The organism is Phocaeicola acetigenes (assembly GCF_027529745.1).
GTDB lineage: Bacteria > Bacteroidota > Bacteroidia > Bacteroidales > Bacteroidaceae > Phocaeicola > Phocaeicola acetigenes.
This window is the reverse complement of sequence record NZ_JAPZVM010000003.1, coordinates 382304-394681: the sequence shown is the minus strand read 5'-3', so window position 1 is coordinate 394681 and position 12378 is coordinate 382304. Positions and strand designations below refer to the sequence as shown.

At 43.1% G+C, this 12378-nt stretch carries 8 protein-coding genes; 5 read left to right on the top strand and 3 right to left on the bottom strand.

Annotated features, from left to right (window positions below; translation table 11 throughout):
* The first annotated feature begins 3 nt into the window (after positions 1–3).
* Positions 4–639 carry a WbqC family protein gene (locus O6P32_RS06285; protein WP_269877486.1) on the top strand — a complete coding sequence of 212 codons (636 nt, stop codon included), beginning with the start codon at positions 4–6 and terminating at the stop codon, positions 637–639.
* 121 nt (positions 640–760) lie between these two features.
* Here the strand turns inward: O6P32_RS06285 and O6P32_RS06280 are convergent, their stop codons facing one another.
* On the bottom strand, positions 761–1585 hold the full coding sequence (locus tag O6P32_RS06280; protein WP_269877484.1) for a glycerophosphodiester phosphodiesterase: 825 nt from the start codon (positions 1583–1585) through the stop codon (positions 761–763).
* 17 nt (positions 1586–1602) lie between these two features.
* Positions 1603–4950, bottom strand: coding sequence for a glycoside hydrolase family 2 TIM barrel-domain containing protein (locus O6P32_RS06275; protein ID WP_269877483.1), 3348 nt, complete (start codon positions 4948–4950; stop codon positions 1603–1605).
* 157 nt (positions 4951–5107) lie between these two features.
* Between O6P32_RS06275 and O6P32_RS06270 the strand changes: the two genes are divergently transcribed.
* The 4 genes from O6P32_RS06270 to secDF all read left to right on the top strand — a co-directional run bounded on the left by O6P32_RS06270 (position 5108) and on the right by secDF (position 10934).
* Positions 5108–5782 carry a rhomboid family intramembrane serine protease gene (locus O6P32_RS06270; protein WP_269877481.1) on the top strand — a complete coding sequence of 225 codons (675 nt, stop codon included), beginning with the start codon at positions 5108–5110 and terminating at the stop codon, positions 5780–5782.
* Positions 5757–6647: a rhomboid family protein gene (locus tag O6P32_RS06265; protein ID WP_269877480.1), complete on the top strand. Its 891-nt coding sequence runs from the start codon at positions 5757–5759 to the stop codon at positions 6645–6647. The genes O6P32_RS06270 and O6P32_RS06265 overlap by 26 nt, the downstream gene beginning before the upstream one ends.
* Positions 6648–6662: 15 nt before the next feature.
* A complete protein-coding gene (locus tag O6P32_RS06260; RefSeq protein WP_269877479.1) occupies positions 6663–7700 on the top strand; it encodes an endonuclease/exonuclease/phosphatase family protein in 1038 nt (345 codons plus the stop codon).
* Between the two features lie 255 nt (positions 7701–7955).
* Entirely contained in the window at positions 7956–10934 is a 2979-nt protein-coding gene (gene secDF, locus O6P32_RS06255; RefSeq protein ID WP_269877478.1) for a protein translocase subunit SecDF, read from the top strand.
* Between the two features lie 192 nt (positions 10935–11126).
* Here the strand turns inward: secDF and O6P32_RS06250 are convergent, their stop codons facing one another.
* On the bottom strand, positions 11127–12080 hold the full coding sequence (locus O6P32_RS06250; RefSeq protein WP_269877476.1) for an NAD-dependent epimerase/dehydratase family protein: 954 nt from the start codon (positions 12078–12080) through the stop codon (positions 11127–11129).
* Positions 12081–12378: the final 298 nt, after the last annotated feature.

Sequence of the window (12378 nt, the reverse complement as noted above, 5' to 3'; positions counted from 1 at the left end):
AAAATGAATCAAATCATACTTAGTTCGGCTTATCTGGCTCCTGTGGAGTACTATGCCAAGCTGTTTGCATACGACAAGGTGTATGTAGAACGTTTCGACAGTTACATGAAGCAGACGTACCGTAACCGCTGTGTCATTGCTTCGGCAGGAGGCCCTCAGGCACTGACTATTCCTACGGAGAAAGGGGAAGGGGCAAAGTGTCTGATGAAGGATATCCGGATTTCCGATCACGGCAACTGGCGTCATGTGCACTGGAATGCGTTTGTGGCTGCTTATAAGCATAGCCCTTTCTTTGATTATTATGCCGACGAGTTTCATCGGTTTTATGAGAAGCGGTATGACTTTCTTTATGACTTTAATCTGGAATTGTGTCATTGGATGTGCGAGCAGATAGACCTTCAGCCTGTAATGATACCTACAGACGATTATGTAGCTGTTCCGGAGGGAATGGACGACTATCGCGAGCAGATTCATCCCAAGAAGGTATATACCGAAGCAGATCCTGATTTTTCTCCAGTTCCTTATTATCAGGTGTTCGATGCAAAGCAAGGCTTTCAGCCTAATTTGAGTATAGCAGACTTGTTGTTCAATATGGGGCCGGAGAGTCTGCTGGTGTTGAGAGACAGTATCGTGAAATAAATCAGATAAAAAAGAATATAGCCGTGAAAGAGTTTTTTGCTTTTTCACGGCTATATTCTTTTATGTTGTCCTCACGTAAAGGCTTCACCTGAAGCTTTTTCATTTATCTTATCCTAATGAATCAGAGAGAAGGAGCGGTAGAAGAACGGAAAGGACGGTCGTAGTCTGAGTCAATCTGATAGTAGGTAACTCCCCATGACTTTAACCATTCCAAATCGCGGAATGCTTCCTCCAGTCCCTGTTGGGTAACAGGATACTTATACGGACGGTTTACACAAGCCATAATCTGAATTCCGTGCTCCTGGCACCAGCGGATGAGGCGGGAGTTCAGTTCATCAATTCCGGCAAAGAGGAAATAATAATCTTTCGTCTTTTCTCCGTATTTCTGGAAGAATTCTTCTCTTTCGCTGATAAGCATCGTAATCTTTCCTTTTCCGAGAAAGAAGTTTCCGTGTCCGATGAAATAGGAGTGATTGATGAAACCGGTTTCTTTCAGAATACGGTATAGCTCTTCGTAAAAAGCCTGAGAAGGATGGTCGAGTTTGATGTCAAGCATCAGTTCAGTGATTTTTCCCTGTGCATACCGGCAGTATTCCTCTACAGAAACAGGGGCTTTCCCTTCCTTATGCAAAGGCTTTAACTGCTGTATTTCCTCCCAGGTTAAGTCTGCACAACGTGCCTTACTGGCATAGTCACGTTCGAGAGTAGCATAATGATAAAGAAAAAGTACTCCGTCTTTGCTTTCTCTGATGTCTATTTCAACTCCGGTATATCCTCTTTCTACTGCTTCATCAAGTGCAGCCAGGCTGTTTTCTGGGTGGCAACAGTTTTCTGTTACACCCCCTCTGTGACCAATCAGATGGTATTGTTTATCCACATCAGCAGCCTGTATGCGCAGGCTGCTGAAGATAGATAATAAAATGCAAAGACAATATATTTGTTTCATAGATTTGGTTTTAAATTTTACATCGGAACGATGGTGAATCCCCATTTGTATTCCTGGTTGGCAGGAATCAGATATTGTGGGTCGGGCTGTGCTCCCCAACTGTCGTAACCTCCTACACCCATTTGTTTCATATCCAGACATACCTCTACGAAGTTGCGTGGTTCGATGTCGTTGATATGAGTATGACGGGGTTTCAGGTTGCGGGCAGTATTGATGTCATGCTTCAGTTCTTCTGCATCACGGTTGTTCCACTGATAATCGCGGTGTGTAGCTTCCTCACCGTCGAAGTCCTCAATAGAGTTACGCAAAGCGTTGAATCCTAAAGTCTGGTCGGCATAGATTGCCAGTCCCTTTCCGTTTTTCTTGCTCAACTTAATCCAACGTGTATCAGTATGATGTCCGTTTTCCTGCGGGCGAACATACGGATAATACATCTTGTCGGCTGTATTCTTATAGATACCTACCATAGTACCGTTGTTGCGGTCGCAGTAGTTTTCTTCCGGGCCACGTCCAAAGTAGGTTATTTCGTTCATAGTAGCCGGCAGACGGAAACGTACTCCGATACGAGGCACTACCAGTTTAGAGCTTGCACGGCGTAATGCATCGTTGCCCGGAGTGAATGTTGCCATACGGGTAGCTTCCGATACTTCTGTTTGGGCAGCATCCATATCTGTTGAAGTGAAAGTATAGTCAGCTTTCACTACTCCCGACGGATAGATACGGTAAGTTGCGATGTAGAGGTTGCCAGCAGCCAGCAGATAAGTAGCTTTCAACACAGCCTCTTTACCTTCCATATTAAGTACGGCATCTACAACCTTGAAGTTCTTGCTCGACTGCTTCCAGATTTGAAGACGCTTCGGCATCTGATTACCATAATCGTTGTCGTTTGGTGCACGCCAGAAATTAGGCTGGATACCGAATCCTTCGTTGAAATACTCTGTACCCTTTACTTTATACGATGTCACCAGACCTGTCGATTTGTCGAAGCAGAACTGCATGCGTGAAGAGCGGACAGTAAACACATCGCCTTCTGTTTCACATTCCAAAGCAGGACCTGAAGTCGCAAATGTCTGTTTGGCAGGATCAATAGGCAGACGGAACTGCTCATGTGCAATTTCGTAGCCTTCCGGAATGAGAGGTTCCGGCTCTACTGTTATAACAGCAAACTCTACAAAATATTCTGTACCGACTTTTTCTTTCAATTCGCTCACATTCACTTGCAGCTCTTTGCTTCCCTGTGGTTCGATGTCGAGCGATACTTTCTGATAGCGGACTACTTTGTCGTTCGCCTTTACCTGATAAGTAATCATGTACTTTTTGAGGTTAGTAAAGTAGAAACGGTTCTTTACAAGGAAAGTACCTTTTTCCAGATCGACAGCTTCGAACGCTATGTTCTGATGTGCATATTTAACTTCATTCATTGCCGGATGAGGAACACGGTCGGGGCCTACCAGACCATTGCAACAGAAGTTACCGTCACTTGGCATGTTAGTTCCAAAGTCTCCTCCATATGCCCAAAATGGTTTTCCATTCTCATCGTGTGTCAGCATACCTTGATCCACCCAGTCCCAGATATATCCACCCTGCAAGTTCGGATAGCGGTAAATAGCTTTCCACTGGTCCCATAGACTTCCGGTAGAGTTACCCATGGCATGTGCATATTCCGATGGAACCACCGGTCGGTCACTTCCGTTCTTACCGATACTTTCCAGCCAGCCAGCACTTGGATACTGGGGTACATACATATCCGAGTTCCATTCCCACTGTGCACGTTCATAGTTGACCGGACGGTTCATAATATCTTTGTCTGCTTCCTTCACCCAAAGATAGGTCTGGTAGAAGTTGTAACCGTTTCCAGCTTCATTACCCAAAGACCAAAAGGTAAGGCTAGGATAGTTTTTGTTACGTTCAAACATATTGATGGTACGGTACATATGTGGTTTCAGCCATTCCGGGTTATTTCCCAATGTACCTCCCTTACGAAGGTCGTAATACATACCGTGGCTTTCGATGTTGGCTTCATCGTATACATACAGACCATATTCATCGCACAACTCATAGAAGCGGCGGTCTTGTGGGTAGTGACACAGACGTACAGTATTGATGTTGTTACGTTTCATCAGTTCAAAGTCTTTCCGCATCAGCTCTTCAGTCACATAATGACCTGTTTCCGGGTTATGTTCGTGAATGTTCACCCCTTTCAGTTTGATAGGTTGTCCGTTGATAAGAAGTACTACGTAATTCTTTCCATTGGCAGCTTTCTGGTTAGTTTCTTTTATTTCGATGCGGCGGAATCCTACATTATAAGGAATCACTTCGCTCACCTTTCCGTTTTCTTTTACTGTCATATACAGTTTATACAAATTCGGTGCTTCCGATGTCCATGTAGCTACCTGTGGCAGTTCTTTGCTGAAGGATACCGTAGTAAGTTTGCCGTTTTCCACTTGTGCCGGTTGTTCCTCAGCAGCTACAGTCTTACCGTTTTTGTCGGTCAGTTCATAGCTTACGCTCAGATTTGCAGTCGATGTCCGATGATTTTTCAAGTCGATTTGCAGGCGGAAGATACCGTTACGATAAGTATCGTCCAAAGTGGAAGTAATACGGAAATCCTGTACGGATGCTTTGGGCTGTGAGTAGATGAAGACATCACGTTCTATTCCACTGATGCGCCAGAAGTCCTGACATTCCAGATAAGATCCCGTACTCCAGCGGAATATTTTCAATGTCAGTACATTATTCCCCGGTTGCAGATACTCGTTGATAAGATATTCTGCCGGATTCTTGGAGTCTTCATTATAGCCTACTTCTTTTCCGTTCAGATACACATAACATCCCGATTTTGCTCCGGCGATATGTAAATAGATATCACGGCCTTCCCAATTGTCTGGGATAGTAATGTCGCGGCGGTATACTCCTACCGGTGTATTCTCTGGAAGTTGAGGAGGCTGCGGATTACGAGGTTGGAACTCATAGCCATGGTTGGTGTAAATAGCCGTACCAAAACCTTGCATCTCCCAGTTACCCGGTACTTTGATATCCTTCCAGTCGGTAGTGCTGATTGCCGGGTCTGTAATATTTGCCGGAAGTTGGGTATACGATTCAGTGAAGTAGAACTTCCATGTACCGTTAAGCAATTGATAGTACGAACTCTTTTCATAGTCACCGGTAGCTGCCTGAGCTTTATCGGCATAAGTCATAAAAGCAGAGCGAGGTGCTTCGCGGTTGACAGAGACAGTCTGGATATCTTTCCAGTAAGGAAGGGTAGCGTTGTCTGCATATGCGGTTTGTGTAAATCCGGTCAGACAGGTTATCCCAACCAATGAATAACAAAGGTTATTCATGATGTTAGATAAGGTTGTCTTCATGTTTTAAATTAGTGATTAGATGATTGTTTCTGAACACAAAATTAGTTTTTTCTTTTTGATTTGATAAAACTTGTAAGGCAAATTGTAAAAAAATATAAGAGGTGATAGTAAGAGAGAATAAAATTGTACTTTTGTGCAATTGATTAAAAAATACAATATGAATAATATTCCAGCAGTAACAAAAAATCTGTTAATTATCAATGCACTGTGCTTTTTCGGAACTATTGTGGGAGAGCGCTATGGCATCAATGTTAATAATTGGTTAGGATTACATTTTTTTCTTGCTCCCGATTTTAATCCCGCACAGCTTATTACCTATATGTTTATGCACGCCAATTTCCAGCATATTTTCTTTAATATGTTTGCTGTGTGGATGTTCGGACGTGTGTTGGAACAAGTATGGGGTCCCAAACGTTTCTTGTTCTATTATATCCTTTGCGGAATAGGTGCAGGTCTTATACAAGAAGCCGTTCAATATATAGAGTATGTAGTAAACTTCTCGCAGTATCTTGAGAGCGGAACTGAAGCTGAAGCCATTTTCGTGACAGAGTTCTTGAATCGATGGATTACCGTAGGAGCATCAGGTGCAGTATATGCTATTCTGTTGGCTTTTGGTATGCTGTTTCCAAACAGTCAGATGTTCGTTTTCCCGATACCAATGCCCATTAAAGCGAAGTATTTTGTAATAGGATATGCGGTATTGGAACTTTTCCTTGGATTATCCGGAGGCGACGGAGTCGCTCATTTTGCCCATTTGGGAGGAATGTTATTCGGATTGATACTTATTCTATATTGGAGAAAGAAAAATGGCAGCGGACGACTTTATTACTAATCTGAAAGAGAACTTCCGGCAGGGGAATATTGTGACCCGCCTGCTTTACATCAATGTGGGAGCTTTTCTGATCTGTTCTTTGGTCGGGATTATTCTGATGTTGTTTAAAGTCCCGTTCTCTCCCTGGATGAATGTACTGGAACTTCCTGCCTGGTGGGAGAAGTTCATCCGTCAGCCCTGGTCACTGATTACCTATATGTTTATGCACGCCGATGTGCTGCATATCCTGTTCAATATGTTGTGGCTGTATTGGTTTGGAAAGTTGTTCCTGAGTTTCTTCTCATCCAAACATTTGCGTGGCCTTTATTTGTTGGGAGGTATCTGTGGGGGAGTATTGTATATGATATCTTATCATATCTTCCCTTATTTTGAACATGCTCTTCCCACTTCTTATTTGTTGGGTGCTTCTGCTTCCGTATTAGCTATTGTTGTAGCTGTGGCTGTGAGAGAGCCCAATTATCCTGTACAACTTCTACTTTTCGGAACAGTACGTTTGCGTACCATCGCACTGGTTATTATTTTACTAGACCTGATGCTCATTACTTCCGGAAATGCAGGAGGACACATTTCGCATCTTGGTGGAGCATTGGCTGGATGGTGGTTTGCTGCAGGACTTCGCAGAGGTACCGATGTAACGCGTTGGATTAATTATGTCATTGATTTCTGTATGGGATGGAAGAAACCGGTGCGTAAGCCTAAAATGAAGGTTTATTATGGAGACAAGCAGAAGGACTATGATTTTAATGCACGGAAAAAGGAACGTGAAGCAGAGGTCGACCGTATTTTGGATAAGTTGAGAAAGTCGGGTTATAGCAGTTTAAGTGAAGAAGAAAAAAAACATTTGTTTGATGCCAGTAAAAAATAGCTTGTGAGTAAAAAGATGATATCTATAGGACGTATAATGCGTCTCTGTTTATTGGGAGGAAATATTCTTGTATCATTGGGCTTTTTGTGTTGTTCGTACAGCCCTTATATTTCTCCGGTAGAACATTCCATTTGGGCTTGTTCCGGTCTGTTGTTCCCATTTTTCTTTTTACTGAATTTAGCTTTTCTTCTTTTATGGCTGATTGCCAGACGCTGGTTTGCAATGTTGCCTTTACTGACCTTGTTTGTCTGCTGGAATGCGACATGGACCTATTGTCCCATCAACAAACCGATGGAATCGCAAAAAAGAACATTGAAACTTCTTACTTACAATGTCTTCAATTTTTCTGAAGGTAAAGATTCTATTCTGGCTTATCTGAATAAAAGTGAGGCTGATGTCATCTGTTTGCAAGAATGTACGCTTGATAAGCAGGTGAAGAAAGCTCTTTCTTCTTATCCTTACTACAAACATCTTGCGTTGGCAGGAGAAAACGGAATTGCATGTTTTTCCCGTTTCCCTATTTTGTCAGCCGAACGTATTTCTTATGAAAGCCTGAATAATGGAAGTATGCTTTATCGGCTGAAAGTAGAAGACGATACGTTGCTTGTTGTCAATAACCATCTGGAGTCTAATAAATTGAATAGCGAAGACAAGGAAATTTATAACCATTTGCTGAAGTCTCCAAATCAGAAAAATGTGGAAAAAGGAGGGAAACTGTTGCTCCACAAACTGGCAGATGCCGTAAAAATCAGAGCCGTACAGGCCGATTCGATAGCCGCTTTTATCTCCCGGAACAGTTCTCCTTTTATGCTGGTCTGCGGTGATTTCAACGATTCTCCCATTTCTTACGCCCATCGGGTAATCGGGCAGGGACTGCAAGATGCGTATGCCGAAGGAGGAAGTGGCCTGGGTATTTCCTACAATCGTGATCATTTCTATTTTCGTATCGACCATATCTTTGCCGGAAGTGCATTCCGGGTATTACAATGCAAGGTCGACCGCAGTATAATTGCTTCCGATCATTATCCGGTATGGTGTATACTGGAGTATTGACAAAAACCTTGGTGTTCCCATTCTTCTGTTTATCTGTCCTTTATCTTTGAAATTTACGTCCTGTTGTTTTAGAGGCTGTAGTTTGTGTTATTTTGCTTTTTCCAAGCCTTTAAATCTTGTCTTTTCATTCTTTTTTATTGTCTAATGTTTAAATATTTAGCATGCATTCCCTGTGTAAATGAAAAAAAAACTATATTTGCAACCTTGAATAAACGTATATTAATTAAAAAAGTAAATATCATAAATTAAAGTAACATGCAAAACAAAGGATTTGTAAAGGTTTTTGCGATATTACTGACCCTTGTCTGTGTGTTCTATCTTTCGTTTTCATTCGTGACCCGCTATCATATGAATAAAGCGGCAGAAGACCCGAAAGGTGCGGCACACTACCTTGATTCTATACAGAATGAAAAGGTTTGGTTGGGAAGTTATACGCTGAAACAGTGTCGTGAGATGGAAATCGGGTTGGGTCTGGACCTGAAGGGCGGTATGAATGTGATTTTGGAAGTCTCTGTACCAGATGTTGTACGTGCATTGGCCGATCACAAGACCGACGAAGCTTTCAACAAAGCGGTAGACGAAGCAGCTCGTCTTCAGGTAACAAGCCAGGAAGATTTCATTACCTTGTTCGTAAGAGAGTATAAGAAACTGGCTCCCGAAGGTAGTCTGGCAGAACTGTTTGCTACTCAGCAGTTGAAAGACAGAATTACTACCCGTAGCAGCAATGCGGAAGTAGAAGCTGTATTGCGTGAAGAAGTAAAAGCTGCAGTAGACAATTCATATAATGTATTGCGTACACGTATCGACCGCTTTGGTGTGGCTCAGCCTAATATCCAGACATTGGAAGGAAAGATGGGGCGTATCATGGTGGAATTGCCGGGTATCAAAGAACCGGAACGTGTAAGAAAACTTTTGCAGGGTTCTGCTAACCTGGAATTCTGGGAAACTTATAAGGTAAGTGAACTGGGTTCTTTGTTGGCTTCAATCGATAGCCGTGCATACGATGTGCTGAGCATGGATACTACCACTGTTGCAGCAGATTCTGCTACAGCTGCTCCTGCTGCCGTATCTGCAAAAGACAGCCTGACTGCTGCTTTGAAGGGTGAAACAGCAGAAGCCAATGTGGATATGGAACGCATGAAAAAAGAACATCCGTTGTTCGCAGTTCTGAGTCCTAATCAGTATAAGGAAAGCTGTGTAGTAGGTTATGCCGACTATAAAGATACTGCTGAAGTAAACCGTATCCTGAGTTTGGATGAAGTGAAGAAAGTAATGCCTCGCGATTTGAAACTGATGTGGGGTGTAGCTGCTTCTGACTTCGACAAGACAGGCCGTATCTTCGAACTTTATGCAATCCGTTCTACAGAACGTAACGGTCGTGCACCGCTGGAAGGTGATGTAGTAGTAGACGCAAGCGATACATACGACGACTTCCACAAACCGGCTGTAAGCATGACAATGAACAACGACGGTGCACGTCGTTGGGCTACATTGACCAAGAAAAACATTCAGCGTGCCATCGCTATCGTATTGGATGGTTATGTATATAGTGCTCCGAATGTAATCAACGAAATCACAGGAGGACAGTCAAGCATTACCGGTAACTTTACTCCGGAACAGACTAAAGACTTGGCAAACGTATTGAAGACTGGTAAGATGCCGGCTCCTGCCCGTATCGTTCAGGAAGATATCGTAGGTCCGTCTTTGGGTCAGGAATCTATTAACCAGGGTATCGTTTCATTCGTAGTAGCTCTCATCGTATTGATGATTTATATGTGCGCTATGTATGGTTTCATCCCGGGTATGGTTGCAAACGGTGCTTTGTTTGTGAACTTCTTCTTTACATTGGGTATTCTGTCTTCATTCCAGGCTGCCTTGACAATGTCCGGTATTGCCGGTATGGTATTGTCTCTGGGTATGGCTGTGGATGCAAACGTATTGATTTACGAACGTACCAAAGAAGAGTTGAAAGCTGGTAAAGGACCTAAGCAGGCTTTGGCTGAAGGTTACGGAAACGCATTCTCTGCTATCTTCGACTCTAACTTGACTTCTATCCTGACAGGTATTATCCTGTTCAATTTCGGTACAGGTCCGATCCGTGGTTTCGCCACTACTTTGATTATCGGTATCCTCTGCTCATTCTTCAGTGCCGTATTCTTGACTCGTCTGGTATACGAACACTATATGTCAAAAGACAAATGGCTGAATCTGACATTTACTACCAAGTTGTCTAAGAACTTGATGCAGAACGTACATTATAACTTTATGGGTATTACCAAGCGTTCGTTCACTATCTGGGGCGTAATCATCTTGGTTTGTATCGTATCGTTCTTTGTACGTGGTTTGGCTCAGAGTATCGACTTTACCGGTGGACGTAACTTTGTCGTTCAGTTCGAACAGGTAGTACAGCCTGAAACAGTGCGCGACTTGTTGCAGCCTAAGGTAGGCGATGCCAATGTACAGGCTATTGCGTTGGGTACAGATGGAAAGACCATTCGTGTAACTACCAACTACCGTATCGAAGAAGATTCTCCTACTATCGATGCTGAAATCGAAGAGTTCTTGTACAATGCTTTGAAAGAAGGCAACCTGTTGGGTAAAGGTACTACTCTCGAAATCTTTATCGACCGCGATAACCGTGCTGGTGGATCTATCATCAGTTCTCAGAAAGTAGGACCAAGTATTGCAGACGATATCAAGACTTCAGCTATCTGGTCGGTTATTCTGGCTTTGATTGTAATTGGTTTGTACATCCTGCTCCGTTTCCGCAACATTGCGTATAGTGTGGGTGCAACCGTTGCATTGGCTGTCGATACAGTACTGATTATCGGTGCATATTCATTGTGTTATGGTTGGATGCCGTTCTCTTTGGAAATCGACCAGACTTTCATCGGTGCTATCCTGACAGCAATCGGTTACTCTATCAACGATAAGGTGGTTATCTTCGACCGTGTACGTGAATTCTTCCACTTGTATCCGAAACGTGACCGTGCAAAACTGTTCAACGATTCATTGAATACTACTTTGTGCCGTACTATCAATACTTCATTGAGTACTTTGATTGTATTGCTGAGCATCTTTATCTTGGGTGGCGACAGCATCCGCAGCTTCGCTTTCGCAATGATTCTGGGTGTGGTAATCGGTACATTGTCTTCTCTGTTCGTTGCAGCTCCGGTTGCTTACCTTACTATGGGTAACAAAATGCCGGAAGATACTAAAGAAGTAGAAGCATAAGCTTTTAGCTATATAAACAAATAAGGCTCAATCTTTGGATTGGGCCTTATTTGTTTTGTTCGGTAGGATAGGATTATCGTACTCCCTTTATCTATTGCCATATAAATTTGCTTTTGTAATATAGAAACAAAGGAGGCAGGGTTTTATGATGACTAAACCCTGCCTCCTTTAGTTTTTGGTTTTATCGTTTTCTTACAGATCTTTTCTTGCTCTTAGTTTTTCTATCATATCACGTGTCATGCCGTCCAGGTCGTATTCCGGTTTCCAGTTCCATTCTTCACGTGCACAAGAATCATCCAGTGAGTTTGGCCATGATTCGGCAATGCCCTGACGCAGACTGTCTACTTCGTAATCCATACGGAATTCAGGGATATATTCCTGAATCTTGTGATAAATGGTGTCCGGTTCGAAGCTCATGGATGCAATATTGAACGAGTTGCGGTGTACCAGTTTGCTAGGATCGGCTTCCATGATTTCGATGGCAGCACGCAGAGCATCCGGCATATACATCATATCCATGTAAGTACCTGCTGCAATAGGACATTTAAAACGTTCTCCCTTTACTGCAGAATAGTAGATATCTACTGCATAGTCGGTAGTACCTCCCCCCGGAGGAGTTACGTAAGAAATCAGTCCCGGAAAACGTACAGAACGTGTATCTACTCCGAAGCGGTTGAAATAATAGTCACTCAGCAATTCACCGGTTACCTTTGTTACACCATACATTGTTTTCGGGCGTTGCAGTGTATCCTGTGGAGTCTGGTCTTTGGGTGTACCGGGACCGAATGAACCGATAGAACTAGGAGTAAAGACTGCACACTGTTTCTCGCGTGCTACTTCCAATACATTGCACAATCCGCCTACTCCGATTTTCCAGGCCAACTGTGGTTTGGTTTCGGCTACGGCAGAGAGCAGTGCAGCCAGGTTGTAAATTGTATCAATGTTATACTGTGCTACAGTATCGGCTATTTGCTGTGCATTTGTAATGTCTACTACAGCAGACGGTCCGGATTCTTTCAGTTCGCCTTTAGGTTCTGCACCTGGAATATAGCCGGCCACTACATTTCCATTATAGATATGACGTAACTTCATGGTCAGCTCCGAACCAATCTGGCCGGTAGAGCCGATAATTAGAATATTTTTCATGTTGGGTAGGTTTTTGTTTTAGTTATACAAACTTACGGAAAAAAATTGTCTTTATGTCAGTCTGAGTCAAGAATTATACCTAAAACTTTAGGGTTACAGTGTAAATAAGATACTTCTCTGCGGAAGGAGTAATTGGGTATTGGTATTTTCAGCCGTCTCCTTGCAGTGAGACACTCATCTCACTGTAGGGAGACGAGTGTCCCATTACAAGGAGACGACCGTCCCACTGCAAGGAGACGCATTATGAATCGGGTACCGGCTGTGTTTTCCTTCCTTATCCCTTCCTTTTTCTTCCGGC